Origin of the sequence: Telluria mixta, assembly GCF_029223865.1 — a bacterium.
Lineage (GTDB): Bacteria > Pseudomonadota > Gammaproteobacteria > Burkholderiales > Burkholderiaceae_D > Telluria > Telluria mixta.
In genome coordinates, this window is record NZ_CP119520.1 from 3,755,141 (window position 1) to 3,773,053 (window position 17,913).

Consider the following 17,913-nt stretch of genomic DNA (forward strand, 5'->3'; position numbering starts at 1 on the left):
TCCCATGCAAAACCTCCCGACCACCTTGCCCGACTGGCTGGCGCTGCTCGAGTCGCGCCATGCCGAAACCCACATCGACATGGGCCTGGACCGTGTGCGCACCGTCAAGGAGCGCATGGGCCTCGCCTTTTCCTGCCCCGTGATCATGGTCGCCGGCACCAATGGCAAGGGCTCGACCTGCGCCATGCTGGAAGCCGTCCTGCTGCAGAGCGGCTACAAGGTCGGCCTGTACATCAAGCCGCACTTCCTCGACTTCAACGAGCGCGCCCGCATCAACGGCGAGATGGCCAGCGACGCCTCTCTGATCGCGGCATTCGATGAAGTCGAAGCGCGCCGCGGCGACATCGACCTGACGTACTTCGAGTTCACGACGCTCGCGATCATGCACCTGCTGTCGACGTCCGGCGTCGACGTGGCGATCCTGGAAGTGGGCCTCGGCGGCCGCCTGGATGCCGTGAACGTGATCGATGCGGACGTGTCCATCGTCACGAGCATCGACATCGACCACAAGGATTATCTCGGCGACACGCGCGAAGAGATCGGCTTCGAGAAGGCCGGCATCTTCCGCCCCGGCAAGCCGGCCATCTGCAGCGATCCGCTGCCGCCGCAATCGCTCATCGAGCACGCGGAAAAGATCGGCGCCGACCTGTGGCTGCTGGGCCGCGACTTCAACTACCAGGGCGACAAGCAGCAGTGGGCCTACGGCGGCCGCACGCAGCGCCGCAATTCGCTCGCGTATCCGGCGCTGCGCGGTGCCAACCAGCTGCTGAACGCCTCGGCCGCGCTGGCCGCGCTGGAAGCCTTGCGCAACGTGCTGCCGGTCGGCGCGCAGGAAACGCGCGCAGGCCTCGCGATGGTCGAACTGCCGGGCCGCTTCCAGGTGCTGGCGGGCCGTCCGACGACGATCCTCGACGTGGCGCACAACCCGCACGCGGCCGCGACGCTCGCCCAGAACCTGGGCAATATGGGGTTCCACCGGTTCACGTACGCCGTGTTCGGCATCATGCAGGACAAGGACATCGATGCCGTCGTCGCCCATCTCGCGCCGGTCATCGACCACTGGTGCGTGACGGCGCTGCCGTCGCCCCGTTCGGCGGACCCGGCCGTGCTGGCGGAGAAGCTGCAGAAATTGAAGCCAAGTGGTGCGAAAGACGACGAATTCTCGGTCAAAACGTTCGCCAATCCGGCCGAAGCATTCGCAGATGCAACAAGCCGGGCCGGACAGGATGATAGAATAGTGGTCTTTGGCTCGTTCTATACCGTGGCTGGCGTGATGGCGGCCCGTAAATCCTCTCTTCATTGACGTGACACCGCATGGGCTTGTTCTCCCGTAAAAGCAAGCAGGACCGCCTCACCGAGGACAGTGGCCGCTTCTACAGCAAGGACGACGACGCCGCGATTGGCGAACGCGCCCGCGCCAAACGCGCCAGCAATGCCGGCGGCGGCGCATCGCGCCGTCCCGGTGCCGATCCCATGCTTCCCGAAAAGAAGCGCGCCCGGCGCCGCCTCGTCGGCGCCATTGCGCTGGCGCTCGCGGCCGCCGTCGGCCTGCCGATGCTGCTCGATTCCGAGCCCAAGCCGCTCGCCGGCGACATCGCGATCCAGATTCCCGCCAAGGACAAGGCAGCACCGCTGCCCGTGCCCGCCGCCGATAAAGCCGTGTCCGCCGCGGACAGCGTCGACAAGGACGAGGAAGTGGTCGACGCACCGCCGCCCGCACCCGCCGCGAAGGCCCCGGCCGCGGTCGCCGCCGCGAAGCCCGAAAGCGTCGCGGTGCAACCACCTGCCGTGACGAAGCCCGAGCACAAGCCGGAATCCAGGCCCGAGCCCGCGAAACCGGAACACAAGGAAGCGCCGAAGGTCGAGCACAAGGACACCAAGGCCGAGGCGCGCCTCGCCGAGAAGGAAAGGGCGGAGCGCGAGAAGGTTGCACACGAGAAGGCGGAGCACGAGAAGGCTGAGCACGACAGGGCGGAGCGCCTCGCGCGCGAAGCCCGCGAAAAAGCCAAAGCCAAGGCCGAGGACAAGCCCGTGAAGCCGAAGGACGACGCGTCGCGCGCGATCGCCATCCTGGAAGGCAAGCCGGCCGAGAAAGACAAACCGGCGGAAGCGTCGTCGTCGCAGCGCTTCGTGCTGCAGGTGGCGGCGCTGTCGAGCCAGGAAAAGGCGGCGGAAGTGCAGGCGAAGCTGCGCGAGGCGGGCATCTCGTCGTACACGCAGAAGACGTCCACCCCGAACGGCGAACTGATCCGCGTACGTGTCGGCCCCCTGAACAAGGAAGATGCCGAGAAAGTACGCGCCAAGCTGGGCCGCCTGGGGATGTCCGGCGCCATGACCCCGGTCTGATCCTGTAAAAGCCGTGACGATTTTCGACTACGTGGTGCTGTTCATCCTGATCTCGTCGGTCGTCATCAGCACCATGCGCGGCCTGGTCAAGGAAATCCTGTCGCTGGTCGGCTGGGTGGCGGCCTTCATGGTGGCCAACGCCTTCGGCGCGAAACTGGCGCCCATGCTACCATCCGTGATTCCGGGCGAAGCCTTGCGGCTGATCGTTGCCTTCATTGCACTGTTCCTCGGCGTGCGCGTGCTGATGGGTCTGCTGGCCCTCGCGATAAGCGCCTTGATCGAGGCCTCCGGCATGACCCTGGCCGACCGCGGCCTCGGCGGCCTGTTCGGATTGGGCCGGGGCATTGTGATCGTGCTGGCCGGCGTCATATTGTGCGGGATGACTTCCATCCCCCAACAGGCTTTCTGGAAGGACGCGCTGCTCTCGCCCATGGCGGAAACCGGAGCGCGCACAGTCAAACCTTTCTTGCCCGCTGCCTTCGCGCAGCACGTGCAGTTTTGAAACACCCTTTTGTTTAGCTGTCCAAGTTTAGGAGCACACCATGTGTGGCATCGTCGGCGTCGTTTCGCAAGCCCCCGTCAACCAGCTGTTGTATGACGCATTGCTGCTGTTGCAGCATCGCGGCCAGGATGCGGCGGGGATTGCAACCAATCACAGCAGCATGTTCTCGATGTACAAGGCCAACGGTCTCGTGCGTGACGTCTTCCGCACGCGTAACATGCGTTCGCTGCAAGGCAATTCCGGCATCGGCCACTGCCGCTATCCGACCGCCGGCTCGTCCAGCGAAGAGGAAGCGCAGCCGTTCTACGTGAATGCCCCGTTCGGCATCACGCTGGCGCACAACGGTAACCTGACGAACCAGGAACAGCTGAAGGAAGAACTGTTCCGCAACGACCGCCGCCACGTCAACACGAACTCCGACTCGGAAGTCCTGCTGAACGTGCTGGCCCACGAGATCGCCACGGCGGCCGACGGCTATTCGCTGACCCCGGACGCCGTGTTCAAGGCCGTCGCGCAGGTGCACCGCCGCGTGCGCGGCGCGTACGCCGTCATCGCCCAGATCGCCGGCCACGGCCTGCTCGCGTTCCGCGACCCGTTCGGCATCCGCCCGCTGTGCCTCGGCATCAACGAGACCGAGAACGGCCCCGAATACCTGCTCGCCAGCGAGTCCGTCGCGCTGGAAGGCCTGGGCTTCCGCTTCGTGCGCGACATCGCGCCGGGCGAAGCGGTCTGGGTCGATGGCGACAGCCAATTGCACACGCGCCAGTGCGCCGAGAACCCGTCGCTGAATCCGTGCGCGTTCGAATACGTGTACCTGGCCCGCCCGGATTCCGTGATCGACGGCGCCTCCGTGTACGCCACCCGCCTGCGCATGGGCGAATACCTGGCCGAGAAGATCCGCAAGGAGATTCCGGTCGAAGAGATCGACGTCGTGATGCCGATCCCGGATTCGTCCCGTCCGGCCGCCATCCAGCTCGCGCTGAAGCTGGGCGTGGAGTACCGCGAAGGCTTCATCAAGAACCGCTACATCGGCCGCACCTTCATCATGCCGGGCCAGACGATGCGCCGGAAGTCGGTGCGCCAGAAGCTGAACGCGATCGCGTCCGAATTCAAGGACAAGAACGTGCTGCTCGTCGACGACTCCATCGTGCGCGGCACGACGAGCCGCGAGATCGTGCAGATGGCACGCGAATCGGGCGCCCGCAAGGTGTTCTTCGCCTCCGCCGCGCCGCCGGTCCTGTACCCGAACGTGTACGGCATCGACATGCCGACGCGCGACGAGCTGATCGCCCACGGCCGCACCGTCGAGGAAGTGTGCCGCGAGATCACGGCCGACCGCCTCGTCTACCAGGACCTGGACGCGCTGAAGAAGTCGATCTCCGACGTCAACCCGGCCCTGACGAACGTGGAAGCGTCGTGCTTCGACGGCGTCTACGTGACGGGCGACGTCACGCCGGCCTACCTCGACCAGCTGGAGAACGTGCGCCACAAGTCGTCGGGCAAGTCGTCGGAAGACATCGTGCGTACACAACTGAACCTGAACCCGCCCGTCGCGGCGGAATGAGCCCGGACGCCGGCGTAGTGCTGTTCGCGCCGGCGCTGTATTGCATTATCGGGCGCCCAAGGCGCCCGTTTTCATTTCGACACCATGAGCGACAAACCCAACTACGGCTTCACCACCACCATCCTGCACAACGATCGCAAGAAGTCGATCGAGCACAACTCGCTGCATAAGCCGATCCACACGTCGGTCGCCTTCGGCTACACGGACGCGCGCCAGCTCGCGTCCGTCTTCCAGGGCAAGGAACCGGGCTTCCGCTACGGCCGTCAGGGCAACCCCACCGTCAGCGCGCTGGAAGACAAGATCAGCAAGATGGAAGACGGCGTCGCCTCGCTGTGCTTCGGCACCGGCATGGCCGCCATCGGCGCGCTCGCGCAGGCGCTGCTGCGCGCGGGCGACCACGTCGTGTCGTCGTCGTTCCTGTTCGGGAATACCAACAGCCTGTGGAACACGGTGGCCGCGCAGGGCACCGAGGTGTCGTTCGTGGATGCGACCGATGTCGCCAATGTCGAAGCGGCACTGAAGCCGAACACGCGCCTCGTGTTCGTCGAGACGATCGCCAACCCGCGTACGCAGATCGCGGACCTGGCTCGCATCGGCGAGCTGTGCCGTGCGCGCGGCATCCTGTACGTCGTCGACAACACGATGACGACGCCTTACCTGTTCCGTCCGAAGGCGGTCGGCGCGGGCCTCGTCGTGAACTCGCTGACGAAGTCGATCGGCGGCCACGGCATGGCACTGGGCGGCGCGCTGACGGACACGGGCCTGTTCGACTGGTCCGCGTTCCCGAACATCGCCGACAACTTCCGCAAACAGCCGCCGGCCGCGCAAGGCATGGCGCAACTGCGCGCCAAATCGCTGCGTGACTTCGGCGCGTCGCTGGCACCGGAAGCGGCGCACCACATCGCGGTCGGGGCCGAGACGCTCGCGCTGCGCATGGAGCGCACCAGCGCGAACGCGCTGGCGCTGGCGCGCATGCTGGAGGCGGATGAGCGCGTGGCCGCCGTCTACTACCCGGGCCTCGAATCGCATCCGCAGCACAAGCTGGCAAGCGAACAGTTCCGCGCCTACGGTTCGCTGTTCAGCTTCGAGCTGAAAGAGGGGATCGACTGCTTCGACTACCTGAACCGCCTGAAGGTCGCGATTCCGGCGTCGAACCTGGGCGACACGCGCACGCTCGTCATCCCGGTCGCGCACACGATCTTCTTCGAGATGGGCGCGGAGCGCCGCGCCAGCATGGGCATCGCGGAATCGCTGATCCGCGTGTCGGTGGGGATCGAGGATACGGCCGACCTGCTCGCCGATTTTGGCGACGCACTGAACGGTTGAGCGGGCGGGGCGCTGCGGTTATGATCGTCCTGTTCCCAATCACCGATCCGTAGATTGCACGCCCCATGAAGACTGCCCTGTTTTGCGCCGCACTGCTGTGCGGCGGTGTCGCATTCGCCGCCGAGCCCGGCGCCAAATCCCCTGCGAAAGGCGCCGCCGCGAAGCCGGCCGCCGCCGCCCCGTCGTCCGCCAACGCGGCCGCCGAGCAGGCGGAAGCGGACGCATTGTTCGCGAAGAAATCGTATCCGGAAGCGCTGGCGAAATACACGAAGCTGGCGAACGCCGGCAACGTGATGGCCCAGCAGCACCTGGGCGAAATGTATTTCTACGGCGAGGCGGGCAGCGTCGACATGGACAAGGCCGCGCAGTGGTTCCAGAAGGCGGCCGCGAAGGGCAATGCCGTCGCCATCGCGTCGCTCGAGCTGATGAAGCAGCGCGAGGCGCGGCGCGCCGACCTCGACTACTGGATCGCGAAATACGACGGCTCGGACCTGCGCACCAACGACTACCGTTGCCCGGCGCCGCGCTTCCCGGCCATGTCCAAGGTCAACGAGGAAATCGACTATTACAGCGGCAAGATGAAGGACTGGGAAGCCTGCCATAACCGCTGGGTGAAACAGCTGAATGCGTCGCTGCCGCTCACGAAACGGATCCCGGAAGACATCACGAAGCTGATGACGAAGGACGAGACGGAGAAGGCGAACGCGCACCTGAAGGAGGTCGGCGACCGCCTGGCGGAAGACACGAAGGTGGCCGGCCGGCTGGTCATCGCCGACTTCGACGCATGGCGCGCGGGTACCGAGGCCTACGTCAAGGAACACAACGAGATGGTCAAGAACGCACCGCCGCGCGACGACGGCAAGTGATGGCGATGGCAGGAAGACGCCGGAGGCGATAACGCCTTGCTGTATCATTCGGCTCCTGAAAACGAAGTCTGCATATGCTCATCATCACCATCAAACAGGGCAAGGAAAAAAGCCTGCTGTCCGGCGACCCCTGGATTTATCTGTCCGCCATCGAGAAGGTCGAGGGGCGGCCCCAGGAGCGCGGCAAGCCCGGTGTCACGGCGATCGTGCAGTCGTCGGCACGCCAGTTTCTGGCGCGCGCGGCCTACAACGCGAAGTCGCAGATCGCGGCCCGCGTCTGGACCCTGCGCGAGGACGAACCGGTCGATCACGCCATGATGAAGCGTCGCGTGCAGGCTGCGGTCGCGCGGCGCGCCGTTGCCGTGCGTGGCGCCGATCCGCAAGCCCTGGTGCTGGTGATCGACGGCGAAAAAGACGGTCTGCCCGGGCTCATGGTGCACAGCTATGGCGGGACCGCCGGTTACCTGGTGTGCCAGTTCAATGCTGCCGGTGTCGACGCGTGGAAGGTGACCATCGTGCAGGCGCTGCTCGCGGCCACAGGTTGCCCCAACGTATTCGAACGTAGCGACGAGCTGTTGCGCAAAGGGGAGGGGCTACCTGTCATCTGGCGTGCCCTGGCCGGCGACGAGCCGCCGCAGCGCCTGATGGTACGTGACGGCAGCCGGCTGCTGCCGACCGATATCCGTACCGGTTTCGTCTATCCGCGCTGAGCGAAGGATAAAACGACAAGGCCCGCATGACGCGGGCCTGTGTGCAGGTGGAAGCTTAGTGCCAGGACCGCAGCAGTCCGACCGCCAGGCCTTCCAGTGCGAACTCGTCGGCCTGCGGATCGACGGTGATCACGGAAAAGTCCGGGTTTTCCGGCAGCAGTTCGATCGTGGTACCGGTCTTGCGGTAGCGCTTGACCGTCACTTCGTCGCCGATGCGGGCCACGACGATCTGGCCGTTCTTCGCGCTGTCGACCTTCTTGACGGCGAGGAAGTCGCCATCGCAGATGCCGGCGTCGCGCATCGACCAGCCCCTGACCTTCAGCAGGAAGTCGGGCTTGCTCGAGAACATGGCCGGGTCGACGGAATAGGTCGCTTCGACGTGTTCCTGGGCGAGGATGGGCGAGCCCGCGGCGACGCGGCCGACGAGCGGCAGCGACATCAGGTTCGGCGGAATCGGCGGTACGAAGGCAGGCACCGCGGCAGCAGCGGCAGCCTTGGATTCGACGGACTGGCCGACGAGGCGGATACCGCGCGAGGTACCCGGGGAAATTTCGATCGCGCCTTTACGCGCAAGGGCCTGCAGGTGTTCCTCGGCGGCGTTGGCCGAGCGGAAGCCAAGCTCCTGGGCGATTTCGGCGCGGGTCGGCGGGAAGCCCGTGTTGTCGATGGCTTCCTTGATCAGGTTGAGGATCTGTTCTTGCCGTGCGGTGAGCTTAAGCATGTTTGTCTTCGTTGGTACGGGGTCAGACTGTATTTTTGTACAGTATTGCGCCGCGCGCAAGGGGATTTCAAAGTTTTTTTGCGGTGCGGTACGCAGTGCACGTCTACAACCTTTTGCGGTGCGGTACGCAGCGCACGTCCAACGTTTTTCGCAGCGCCACGCACTGCGTGCCGCTGCCCCATTGAGCACTTGACGGTTTTGCTGTTATAATGTTGGGCTTTCCCTTCCCACACTCGTCTTGACGCCGAGGTGGGCATTTGTTTAAACGTCCTTAAGGAGTGTTTCATGCGTCATTATGAAATCGTGTTTATCGTCCACCCGGACCAGAGCGAGCAGGTCCCGGCGATGATCGAACGCTACAAGACCACGGTCACCTCGCGCGGCGGCAACATCCACCGCGTCGAAGATTGGGGCCGTCGTCAAATGGCTTACCAGATCCAGAAGCTGCCGAAGGCACACTACATCTGCCTGAACATCGAGTGCGACAACGAGACCCTGGTCGAGCTGGAAACCGCATTCAAATTCAATGATGCCGTGCTGCGTCACCTGACCGTGAAGATGAAGAAAGCTGAAACCGCACCGTCGCCGATGATGAAGTCGGTCCAGCGCGAAGACGCAGCCAAGAGCCACCGCGCCGAGCAGGCCGCCGCTCCGGCCGCAGCAGCCTAAATCTCTCGCGGGAGCATCAGGCTGTAAGTGAACAAGCTGTCCCTGGTCGCAAGCATTCTGGAACGCGACGTCCTGCGCTACACCCCGGCCGGCATCCCCATCGTGGGCGGCATCCTGCAACACGGATCGACGCAGACGGAAGCGAGGCTGGACAGGCAGGTCGAATTCGAGATTCCCGCGGTTGCCGCGGGCGAGATTTCGGGACGATTTGCCAATGCCGAGTTGGGCGCGATGTACCGCTTCACCGGATTCTTGGCCAGGAAAAGCCGTCACAGCAAAAGCCTGGTGTTTCACATCATTGATTTCAGTGCCGCATAAAAGTTTGCGGGCACGTTTATAGATAGATACAGGAGCCTCAAAATGGCATTCGGTAAAAAGTTCGACAAAAACAAAGCTAAGCTCAAAGAGAAGCGTAAACAGCAGAACCCGCTGTTCAAGCGCAAGAAATTCTGCCGCTTCACCGCTGCAGGCGTGGAACAGGTTGACTACAAAGACGTCGACACCCTGAAGGATTTCGTCCAGGAAAACGGCAAGATCATGCCGGCACGCCTGACCGGCACCAAGGCTCACTACCAGCGTCAAGTGGACACCGCCATCAAGCGCGCCCGTTACCTGGCTCTGCTGCCGTACACCGACCTGCACAACGCTTAATCGTCGGTCGCGACCGCAAGCATAGTCAGATTACTGGAGAATAAAATGCAAGTTATCCTGCTGGAAAAAGTCGTCAACGTCGGCAACCTGGGCGACGTCGTCAAGGTCAAAGATGGTTACGCTCGTAACTTCCTGATCCCGCAAAAAATGGCCCGCCGCGCAACGCAGGCTGCCGTGGCCGAGTTCGAAGTCAAGCGCGCCGAACTGGAAAAAGCAGCTGCCGAGAAACTGGCTGCCGCTCAAGGCCAGGGCGACAAGCTGAACGGCATGACCGTCACCATCGCCCAGAAAGCCGGCGTCGACGGCCGTCTGTTCGGTTCCGTGACCAACTTCGACATCGCCGAAGCCCTGACCAAGCAAGGTTTCGCCGTCGAAAAGGCACAAGTGCGCATGCCGACCGGTCCGCTGAAGACCACCGGCGAGCACCCGGTGTCGGTCGCTCTGCACACCGACGTCGTGGTGGAAATCACCATCGCTGTCGTGGGCGAAGCCGCCTAAGATACATTCTGTTGTCAGAATGAGAAAAGCCGGGGTTGCCCCGGCTTTTTTGTTTTTGGAAACTCACCAATGATTTCAGCGCCTGATCGGGAACGGGTATAATGCCGGCCATGAACACCCCAGCAGACCCGCAGATCGAGTCGCTCCGCATCCCTCCGCATTCCATCGAAGCAGAACAGTCCGTCATCGGCGGCCTGCTGCGCGATAACGCGGCGTGGGACCGCATTGCCGACTTCATGCATGCGGAGGATTTTTATCGCTACGACCACCGGATCATCTTCGAACAGATGGTTCGCCTGATCAATGCCGGCAAGCCTGCCGACGTGATCACCGTGTACGAGGCGCTCGTCCAGCTCGGCAAGGCCGAGGACGTCGGCGGCCTGCAGTACCTGAATGCGATGGCGCAGAATACGCCATCCGCCGCCAACATCCGCCGTTATGCCGAGATCGTCCGCGATCGCGGCGTGCTGCGCCAGCTCATCACCGTCGCCGACGAGGTGTCCGGCAAGGCCTTCAATCCGCAAGGTGCCGAGGTCAAGCAGATCCTCGACGAGGCGGAATCGCGCATTTTCGCGATCGCCGAGCAGGGCGCCCGGGGCGCCCAGGGCTGGTTGCCCGTCCAGCCGCTGCTGACCCAGGTGGTCGAGCGCGTGGACGAGCTGTACAGCCGTGACAACCAGGGCGAGATCACCGGCGTCCCGACAGGCTTCACCGATCTCGACAAGATGACGTCCGGCCTGCAGCCGGGCGACCTCGTGATCGTCGCAGGCCGTCCGTCGATGGGCAAGACCGCGTTCTCCGTCAACATCGGCGAAAGCGTGGCCGTCGATGCCGGCCTCCCGGTCGCGATCTTCTCGATGGAGATGGGCGGCGTGCAGCTGGCGATGCGTATGCTCGGCTCCATCGGCCAGCTCGACCAGCACCGCCTGCGTACCGGCAAGCTGCTGGACGAGGACTGGCCGCGCCTGACGCACGCGATCCAGAAGATGAACGATGCACAGATCTTCATCGACGAGACGCCGGCGCTGAACCCGATCGAGATGCGGGCCCGTGCCCGCCGCCTGGCGCGCCAGTGCGGCAAGCTGGGCCTGATCATCGTCGACTACCTGCAGCTGATGCAGGGTTCCAAGCCGGGCGACAACCGGGCGTCCGAGATCTCGGAGATCTCGCGAAGCCTGAAGGGCCTGGCGAAGGAACTGGGATGCCCGGTGATCGCGCTGTCCCAGCTGAACCGCTCGCTGGAACAACGCCCCAACAAGCGCCCCGTGATGTCCGACCTGCGCGAATCGGGCGCTATCGAACAGGATGCGGACGTGATCATCTTCCTGTATCGTGACGAAGTTTACAACCCGGACTCGCCCGACAAAGGTACTGCCGAGATCATTATCGGCAAACAGCGTAACGGCCCGATCGGCGCCATTCGCGTGACCTGGATGGGCATGTACACGAAGTTCGGCAATTACACCGGCAACCTGAGCATTTATCAGGGCGATTAAAAAAGCCGAGAGCAGCCAAGGATCGCGGCGTCGCCGCGACTTTCAAAGAAGTCCCAAGAGATTTACCCAACGGAGAACCTATGTTTGGACGCCTGATGCCCACGGAGGGCAAATTTTTCGACCTGTTCAACCAGCACGCCGCGTTGTGCGTGAAGGGTGCACAAGAGATGGTCGGCCTGATGACCAACTTCGACGACCTGGAAAACCGCACGCACGCCGTGGAGAGCATCGAAAAACAGGCGGACAAGATCACCTACCAGTGTGTGGACCTGCTGCACAAGACGTTCATCACGCCGCTCGACCGTGACGACATCCACAAGCTGATCACCCGCATGGACGACATCCTCGACATGATGGAGGACGCCGCCCAGACCATCTCGCTGTATGACCTGCACGCCGTGACGCCGGAAGCGAAGCGCCTGGCCGAGCTGTGCCTGGCATGCTGCGAAAAGGTCCAGCAGGCCGTCGGCATGCTGCACAACATGGACAACGCCCAGAAGATGGTCGCCATCTGCGAAGAGATCGACCGCCTGGAATCGGACGCCGACCACGTGATGCGCGCCGCCATGTCCAAGCTGTTCCGCGACGAGCCGGACGTGCGCAACCTGATCAAGATGAAAGCCATCTACGAAATCCTCGAGACGGTGACCGACCGCTGCGAAGACGTTGCCAACATCATCGAAGGCATCATCGTCGAGAACGCGTAACGACCGGACCAACAAGAACAATATGGATTCTCTACACATCAGCATCTATGTGCTGGGCCTGCTCGTCTTTTTAGCGCTGGTCTTCGACTTCATGAACGGCTTCCACGATGCCGCCAACGCGATCGCGACGGTGGTGTCGACGGGCGTGCTGCGGCCCCAGACCGCGGTCGCGATGTCGGCGCTGTTCAACTTCGTCGCCATCTTCACGGTCGGCCTGCACGTCGCGGCCACCGTGGGCAAGGGCACCGTCGATCCGCACGTCGTCGACCATTACGTCGTGTTCGGGGCGCTCGTCGGCGCCATCGTCTGGAACGTCATCACGTGGTACTACGGCATCCCGTCCTCGTCCTCGCACGCCCTGATCGGCGGCCTGGTGGGCGCGGCCGTCGCCAAGAGCGGCACCGGCGCCCTGGTCGGCGGCGGCCTGCTCAAGACCGTGCAGTGGATCCTCCTGTCGCCGCTGCTGGGCTTCATCCTCGGTTCGCTCGTGATGCTGGCCGTGTCCTGGATCTTCGTGCGCACCCCGCCGCGCAAGGTCGACACGTGGTTCCGCCGCCTGCAGCTCGTCTCGGCCGCGGCCTACAGCCTGGGCCACGGCGGCAATGACGCGCAGAAGACCATCGGTATCATCTGGATGCTGCTGATCGTGGCCGGCGTCTCGAAGGCCGGCGATGCGGCGCCCCCGCTGTGGGTCATCATCGCCTGCTACACGGCGATCTCGATGGGCACGCTGTTCGGCGGCTGGCGCATCGTGCGCACGATGGGTCAGAAGATCACCAAGCTCAAGCCCGTCGGCGGCTTCTGCGCGGAATCGGGCGGCGCCATCACGCTGTTCCTCGCCAGCGCGATCGGCGTGCCGGTGTCGACGACGCACACCATCACGGGCGCCATCGTCGGCGTCGGCTCCGCGCAAAAGGCTTCGGCCGTGCGCTGGGGCGTGGCCGGCAACATCGTGTGGGCGTGGGTCTTCACCATCCCCGCATCGGCCTTCATGGCGGCGATCGCGTGGTGGGTCGGGACGCACATCCTCTAAGCGAACCGCGCTCCTATCGAAAAAGCAGCCTGCGGGCTGCTTTTTTATTTCCCAAAACCGGGGTCAGAGCGCGATCTTGGGAAATTGCCAAAAAGCGGGCTCTGACCCTAATGCCAGTCAGTTAATCGGGGCTGGCATGTTTTGTTGGGTACTTGGATTTCCTGGATTTTATTGTTCTCGGATATGAGCGTGTTCGTCGCTCTGGTAGAAGGTAGGCACGTGCTTGTTCACGTAGCGATGCCAATCGCTTGGGGAAGGTGCCGGGTGTTTCGAGCGGCCAGTGGTACAGCGCGGTAACGATGGCCAGGGCCAGCCATTGGAAGCTGAGGCGCTGCGGTGGCACGTTCAGTTCAGTGGCCATCTGGGCAATTTCATGGCGCAGCAGGTTGTAGGCGATCAACATTCCCCATACTTCCTGGCGCACGAGTTCCGGCAGCCTGCTGCGCAGGACAGGCGCTTTTTTCAGCATGCCTTGCTTCATTTCCCTGAAACCGAGTTCGATCTCCCATCGCTGCACGTAGTGTGCGGCGACGTCACGCGCGGGGAAACGATGCGCATCGCACAGCGAGGTGAGAAATCGTCGAGGCTGTCCGCCCACCGTGCATTCGATCAGTCTAGCCTGCCAGTGCGAGGGAAGATCCGGATGCTGCCGACGCGCCTGAGGTGAGACGGGAAGCCGTACCAGACAGTCACCGGGAGCCACCTGGCAGACTACCTCATAACACAGCGAGGTTTTGGTGCGTATCAGCCAATGCTTTTGCAGGCCCGACCGTTGCCAGTCCAGTAGAAACGCGGCCGAGAAATAGGCTCGATCAAAAATCGTGAGCGAGTTATCAGGCGCAGCCTGTATCAGTGTCTTTGCATAGCTCAGCTCACCTGTCTGGCACTCTCCGAAGTCGACGGCGCGCAGCAGGTGACTGTGGGTATCCATCAGGCAGACGGCACGCAATTGCGGCCAAGCGCCATCACGTCCGTCACCTCCCCGGGGCCGGCCAAACTCCCTTTCGTTTTCTGGCGTGCTCGGCACCGACCAGACCACGCCATCAACAGCATAACTGCGCAGGCCATGAAACAGCGCACTCTCCGCTGGGGCACGCTCACCCCAGCAGCTTGCCGTCCGCTTGAACAGCCATTCCAATGGGGCTTCGCCTAAACGCTCACGCCCCGCCACTGAAGCACTGGGGACAGGTGTGCTGGCTGCCGGGCCATCGGCAAGATCGAGCTGTTTGACGATATGCCAGATCGGCTCGTTTCGAAACAATGCCAGTCCAATTACCAGCCAGACCATCCGATCGGCCGGTAACCGACGACGACGCACCGACACAGTGCCAGTCTGTTGCAAAGCCTCATCGATCCACGCCGGATCGATAAGGCTGGCGAAACGGTCAAATTCCTGCGGCGTCAGCGAGGCCGAGTAATCCAGGTCAAGTTGCAGAGCCATGATAGAAAACGGATTTACGTTGAACATAAATCCGTTCTAGCCCTTGGATCGCGTCGGTCAAGTCCTTAAGTGACCGGCATTAGCTCTGACCCCGGTTTGTTTTTCGCCACAGTTGCGCGTTCCTTTTTCATTTTTACTAATGACGTAGTAATATTACAGGCGATCGTCGGCCAGCGTTGCCGTCCGGGCCACGCCCGTCGGTCAGAATAAGAATGAAGAGGGGACAATATGATATTCAGAAGTAGTTTGACTTCATGGTCGGGGCTTGCCGTGGCCGCTTGCGCCAGCGTGCTGCTGGCCGGTTGCGGCGCGGGTGATACGGGCCAGCAGGCCACCCAGTCCGGCACCCGGCTGCTTGCAACCAGCGCCGCCGCGGCCACGCCCGTCGCGCCAGGCAGCATCCGCATGCACTTCCACCGCGTCCAGAACGACACCGCCCAGTGGGGCGTCTATTCGTGGGACGGCCCGCAGCATCCCAGCTCGGCGTGGATCACCGACCGCTTCATGTTCACGAACAGCGACGGCTTCGGCGGCTACGTCGATATTCCGCTGGCGGCCGGCAAGAGCGCGATCTGGTTCCTCGTCACCGACGGCAACGGCAGCAAGAACTGCGGTGCCGACCAGCACGCCGACCTGAATGCCGATGTCGCCACCAAGGGCCAGGAGGTCTGGATGCTGGAAGGCGACTGCACCGTGTATGTGGCCCAGCCGGCACTCAGCTTCGGCAACTTGGCGTTTGCCAACGCGCAGTGGCTTACCAGCACCACGCTGGCCTGGCCGGGCGTGCCGACGGGCGGCAGCTACAAACTGTTCCATGCCGCGAACGGCGGCCTGGTGCCGACCCCGGGCGGTGCCAATGGCCTGACGGGCGCGGAAGTCGCCTTCGATTTGACCGTGTCCGCACTGCCGGACGCGCTCCGCCAGAAATACCCGCACCTGGCCGGCGCCACCGGCCTGCGCCTGAAGGACGCCGACGCGGCCAAGGTGGCGGCTATGGTCAGCGGCCAGTTCGCCATCGCCCAGTACGACGGCAGCGGCAACCTCGTGCAGGTGACGTCGCTGCAGACGGCCGGCCTGCTGGACGATTTGTTCGCGGCGCAGGCGGCGCAAGCCCAGCTGGGTGTGACGTTCGACCGCAGCGGCCGCGCGACATTCCGCGTGTGGGCGCCGACGGCGAAATCCGTCGCGCTGAACCTGTACGCGAGCGCGAACGCGACGACCGCCTCGACGGTCCCGATGACGCGCGACCCGGCCAGCGGCGTGTGGAGCGCCACGTCCAACGACCCGACGCTCGCCAACCGCGCCTACTACACGTACACGGTGCAGGTGCTGTCGCGCTGGGCCGACAACAAGATCGTGACGAACACCGTGACCGATCCGTACTCGCTGAGCCTTTCGGCGAACAGCGCGCGCAGCTTCGTCGCGAACCTCGACAGCCCGCAACTGAAGCCGGCCGGCTGGGACGACCAGCGCATCCCGAAGCTCGACGCGCCCACCGACATCGCGCTGTACGAGCTGCACATCCGCGACTTCTCGGCTTCCGACGCCACCGTGCCGGCCGCCCACCGCGGCAAATACCTGGCCTTCACGGACGATGACGCCAACGGCATGCGCCACCTGAAATCGCTGCAGAAGGCGGGCATGACGCACATTCACCTGCTGCCGAGCTTCGATATCGCCAGCGTCAACGAGAAGGGCTGCGTCGCGCCGGCCATCCCGAATGCAGCGGCCGATTCGACCGCGCAGCAGGCTGCGATCGCCGCCGTCGCGGACGCGGATTGCTTCAACTGGGGCTACGACCCGGTGCATTACAGCGCGCCGGAAGGCAGTTATGCGACGGATGCCGACGACGGCGCCGTGCGCGTGCGCGAGTTCCGCGCGATGGTACAGGCGCTGCACGAGACCGGCCTGCGCGTGACGATGGACGTCGTGTACAACCACACGAGCCAGTCGCAGCAAGGCCCGCTGTCGGTCCTCGACCGCATCGTGCCGACCTATTACTACCGCTTGGCCAACGACGGCCACATCCTGAACGACAGCTGCTGCGCCGACACCGCGCAGGAAAACGCCATGATGGGCAAGCTGATCATCGATTCCGTGTCGCTGTGGGCGCGCCAGTACAAGGTCGACAGCTTCCGCTTCGACATCATGGGCTTCACGCCGCTGGACCTGCTGAAACGCCTGCAGGCGAGCGTCAACCAGGCCGCCGGCCGCGACATCTACCTGTACGGCGAGGCGTGGAACTTCGGCAGCGTCGGCAACGACGCGCGCTTCGTGCAGGCGCGCCAGGCCAACATGGCGGGCACCGGCATCGGTTCTTTCAACGACCGCATCCGCGACACCGTGCGCGGCGGCGGTTGCTGCGACGGCGGCCAGGCCTTGATCAGCCAGCAGGGCTTCATCAACGGCGTCTACACGGACCCGAACGCATTGTCGACGCAGACGCGCGACGATGCGCTGCGCCTCGCGGACCTCGTGCGCGTCGCGCTGTCCGGCACGCTGCGCGACTACCGCTTCACGGACCGCTTCGGCAATGTCCGCACGAACGCGCAGATCGATTACTTCGGCCAGCAGGCCGGCTTCGCGGCGAATCCGGCCGAGACGATCAACTACATCGAGGCACACGACAACCAGACGCTGTTCGACATCAACGCGTTCCGCCTGCCGCAATCGACGCCGCTGTCCGACCGTGTGCGCGTGCAGACCCTCGGTGCCGCGATCAACGTGCTGGCGCAGGGCATCCCGTTCTTCCACGCCGGCCAGGAAATCCTGCGCTCGAAATCGCTCGACCGCGACAGCTACAACGCGGGCGACTGGTTCAACAAGCTGGATTACAGCTACGCGTCGAATAACTTCGGCGTCGGCCTGCCGATGGCGGGGCAGAACCAGGACAACTGGTCGCTGATGTCGCCGGTGCTCACCAACCCGCTGATCAAGCCGGACACGCGCGCGATCCTCGCCGCGAAGAACGCGTTCGAAGACTTCCTCGCGATCCGCACGGACAGCACGCTGTTCCGCCTGCGCACGGCGCAGGACGTGATCGACCGTTTGAAGTTCTATAACGTCGGACCGGACCAGGTGCCGGGCCTCGTCGCGCTGAGCATCGACGGTACGCGCTATCCGGGCGCGCAGTACAAGGCGGTCGCCGTCGTGTTCAACGTCGACAAGATCCCGAAGACCATCACGATCCCGGAACTGAAGGGCCGCAAGCTGCAGCTGCACCGCATCCAGAAGAACGGCAGCGACGAACTGGTGAAGGCGTCGTACTTCGAGCGCAACAGCGGCACGTTCGCGATCCCGGCGCGCACCGCGGCCGTGTTCGTGCAGAACGCGAACGACTGATCGGGTGAAATAAAAAGGCCGGAGATGCGATCTCCGGCCTT

The 17,913-nt window shown here is 63.8% G+C and carries 17 protein-coding genes; 15 read left to right on the forward strand and 2 right to left on the reverse strand.

Annotated features, from left to right (window positions below; translation table 11 throughout):
- Positions 1–4: 4 nt before the first annotated feature.
- From folC to P0M04_RS16715, 7 genes are all read left to right on the forward strand, one after another.
- The gene (gene folC, locus P0M04_RS16685; RefSeq protein WP_259452901.1) at positions 5–1,303 is read left to right on the forward strand and encodes a bifunctional tetrahydrofolate synthase/dihydrofolate synthase; all 1,299 of its coding nucleotides are present in this window, start codon (positions 5–7) and stop codon (positions 1,301–1,303) included.
- Positions 1,304–1,314: 11 nt separating this feature from the next.
- Positions 1,315–2,346 carry an SPOR domain-containing protein gene (locus P0M04_RS16690; RefSeq protein WP_259452902.1) on the forward strand — a complete coding sequence of 344 codons (1,032 nt, stop codon included), beginning with the start codon at positions 1,315–1,317 and terminating at the stop codon, positions 2,344–2,346.
- A 13-nt stretch (positions 2,347–2,359) separates the two neighbouring features.
- Entirely contained in the window at positions 2,360–2,848 is a 489-nt protein-coding gene (locus P0M04_RS16695; protein WP_259452903.1) for a CvpA family protein, read from the forward strand.
- Between the two features lie 40 nt (positions 2,849–2,888).
- Positions 2,889–4,412 carry an amidophosphoribosyltransferase gene (gene purF, locus P0M04_RS16700; protein ID WP_259452904.1) on the forward strand — a complete coding sequence of 508 codons (1,524 nt, stop codon included), beginning with the start codon at positions 2,889–2,891 and terminating at the stop codon, positions 4,410–4,412.
- 84 nt (positions 4,413–4,496) lie between these two features.
- A complete protein-coding gene (locus tag P0M04_RS16705) occupies positions 4,497–5,738 on the forward strand; it encodes a cystathionine gamma-synthase family protein (RefSeq protein WP_259452905.1) in 1,242 nt (413 codons plus the stop codon).
- A 65-nt stretch (positions 5,739–5,803) separates the two neighbouring features.
- Positions 5,804–6,604 (forward strand): tetratricopeptide repeat protein, encoded by an 801-nt coding sequence (locus P0M04_RS16710; RefSeq protein WP_259452906.1) that lies wholly within the window; start codon positions 5,804–5,806, stop codon positions 6,602–6,604.
- A gap of 74 nt (positions 6,605–6,678) precedes the next feature.
- The gene (locus P0M04_RS16715; RefSeq protein ID WP_259452907.1) at positions 6,679–7,314 is read left to right on the forward strand and encodes a class I SAM-dependent rRNA methyltransferase; all 636 of its coding nucleotides are present in this window, start codon (positions 6,679–6,681) and stop codon (positions 7,312–7,314) included.
- Positions 7,315–7,369: 55 nt separating this feature from the next.
- On the opposite strand, the gene lexA is transcribed toward P0M04_RS16715, so the two are convergent.
- Positions 7,370–8,035 carry a transcriptional repressor LexA gene (gene lexA, locus P0M04_RS16720; protein WP_259452908.1) on the reverse strand — a complete coding sequence of 222 codons (666 nt, stop codon included), beginning with the start codon at positions 8,033–8,035 and terminating at the stop codon, positions 7,370–7,372.
- Between the two features lie 285 nt (positions 8,036–8,320).
- Between lexA and rpsF the strand changes: the two genes are divergently transcribed.
- The 7 genes from rpsF (at position 8,321) to P0M04_RS16755 (ending at position 13,089) form a co-directional block, all read left to right on the forward strand.
- On the forward strand, positions 8,321–8,704 hold the full coding sequence (rpsF, locus tag P0M04_RS16725) for a 30S ribosomal protein S6 (RefSeq protein WP_105378247.1): 384 nt from the start codon (positions 8,321–8,323) through the stop codon (positions 8,702–8,704).
- A 27-nt stretch (positions 8,705–8,731) separates the two neighbouring features.
- Positions 8,732–9,022 (forward strand): primosomal replication protein N, encoded by a 291-nt coding sequence (gene priB / locus P0M04_RS16730; RefSeq protein WP_259452909.1) that lies wholly within the window; start codon positions 8,732–8,734, stop codon positions 9,020–9,022.
- A gap of 42 nt (positions 9,023–9,064) precedes the next feature.
- Positions 9,065–9,355, forward strand: coding sequence for a 30S ribosomal protein S18 (gene rpsR, locus P0M04_RS16735; RefSeq protein WP_020656854.1), 291 nt, complete (start codon positions 9,065–9,067; stop codon positions 9,353–9,355).
- A gap of 45 nt (positions 9,356–9,400) precedes the next feature.
- The gene (gene rplI / locus P0M04_RS16740) at positions 9,401–9,853 is read left to right on the forward strand and encodes a 50S ribosomal protein L9 (RefSeq protein ID WP_056136742.1); all 453 of its coding nucleotides are present in this window, start codon (positions 9,401–9,403) and stop codon (positions 9,851–9,853) included.
- A 110-nt stretch (positions 9,854–9,963) separates the two neighbouring features.
- Positions 9,964–11,349, forward strand: a complete 1,386-nt coding sequence (locus P0M04_RS16745) for a replicative DNA helicase (protein ID WP_258853419.1) — start codon at positions 9,964–9,966, stop codon at positions 11,347–11,349.
- An 80-nt stretch (positions 11,350–11,429) separates the two neighbouring features.
- Positions 11,430–12,056: a DUF47 domain-containing protein gene (locus tag P0M04_RS16750; RefSeq protein ID WP_036232987.1), complete on the forward strand. Its 627-nt coding sequence runs from the start codon at positions 11,430–11,432 to the stop codon at positions 12,054–12,056.
- A 22-nt stretch (positions 12,057–12,078) separates the two neighbouring features.
- Complete coding sequence (locus P0M04_RS16755; protein ID WP_259452910.1) at positions 12,079–13,089, forward strand: inorganic phosphate transporter; 1,011 nt, start codon at positions 12,079–12,081, stop codon at positions 13,087–13,089.
- 121 nt (positions 13,090–13,210) lie between these two features.
- Here P0M04_RS16755 and P0M04_RS16760 read toward each other — a convergent pair whose 3' ends face one another.
- A complete protein-coding gene (locus tag P0M04_RS16760) occupies positions 13,211–14,557 on the reverse strand; it encodes an IS4 family transposase (protein ID WP_281042028.1) in 1,347 nt (448 codons plus the stop codon).
- Between the two features lie 243 nt (positions 14,558–14,800).
- Between P0M04_RS16760 and pulA the strand changes: the two genes are divergently transcribed.
- Positions 14,801–17,872: a pullulanase-type alpha-1,6-glucosidase gene (gene pulA, locus P0M04_RS16765; protein WP_259452753.1), complete on the forward strand. Its 3,072-nt coding sequence runs from the start codon at positions 14,801–14,803 to the stop codon at positions 17,870–17,872.
- Positions 17,873–17,913: the final 41 nt, after the last annotated feature.

What these genes read in the sequence shown, in the direction of transcription:
- rplI (WP_056136742.1), top strand. Translation starts at nt 9,401, where the DNA reads ATGCAAGTTATCCTGCTGGAAAAAGTCGTCAACGTCGGCAACCTGGGC.
- P0M04_RS16755 (WP_259452910.1), top strand. Translation starts at nt 12,079, where the DNA reads ATGGATTCTCTACACATCAGCATCTATGTGCTGGGCCTGCTCGTCTTT.
- rpsF (WP_105378247.1), top strand. Translation starts at nt 8,321, where the DNA reads ATGCGTCATTATGAAATCGTGTTTATCGTCCACCCGGACCAGAGCGAG.
- rpsR (WP_020656854.1), top strand. Translation starts at nt 9,065, where the DNA reads ATGGCATTCGGTAAAAAGTTCGACAAAAACAAAGCTAAGCTCAAAGAG.
- P0M04_RS16710 (WP_259452906.1), top strand. Translation starts at nt 5,804, where the DNA reads ATGAAGACTGCCCTGTTTTGCGCCGCACTGCTGTGCGGCGGTGTCGCA.
- P0M04_RS16705 (WP_259452905.1), top strand. Translation starts at nt 4,497, where the DNA reads ATGAGCGACAAACCCAACTACGGCTTCACCACCACCATCCTGCACAAC.
- purF (WP_259452904.1), top strand. Translation starts at nt 2,889, where the DNA reads ATGTGTGGCATCGTCGGCGTCGTTTCGCAAGCCCCCGTCAACCAGCTG.
- P0M04_RS16750 (WP_036232987.1), top strand. Translation starts at nt 11,430, where the DNA reads ATGTTTGGACGCCTGATGCCCACGGAGGGCAAATTTTTCGACCTGTTC.
- lexA (WP_259452908.1), bottom strand. Translation starts at nt 8,035, where the DNA reads ATGCTTAAGCTCACCGCACGGCAAGAACAGATCCTCAACCTGATCAAG.
- P0M04_RS16690 (WP_259452902.1), top strand. Translation starts at nt 1,315, where the DNA reads ATGGGCTTGTTCTCCCGTAAAAGCAAGCAGGACCGCCTCACCGAGGAC.
- folC (WP_259452901.1), top strand. Translation starts at nt 5, where the DNA reads ATGCAAAACCTCCCGACCACCTTGCCCGACTGGCTGGCGCTGCTCGAG.
- P0M04_RS16745 (WP_258853419.1), top strand. Translation starts at nt 9,964, where the DNA reads ATGAACACCCCAGCAGACCCGCAGATCGAGTCGCTCCGCATCCCTCCG.
- P0M04_RS16760 (WP_281042028.1), bottom strand. Translation starts at nt 14,557, where the DNA reads ATGTTCAACGTAAATCCGTTTTCTATCATGGCTCTGCAACTTGACCTG.
- P0M04_RS16715 (WP_259452907.1), top strand. Translation starts at nt 6,679, where the DNA reads ATGCTCATCATCACCATCAAACAGGGCAAGGAAAAAAGCCTGCTGTCC.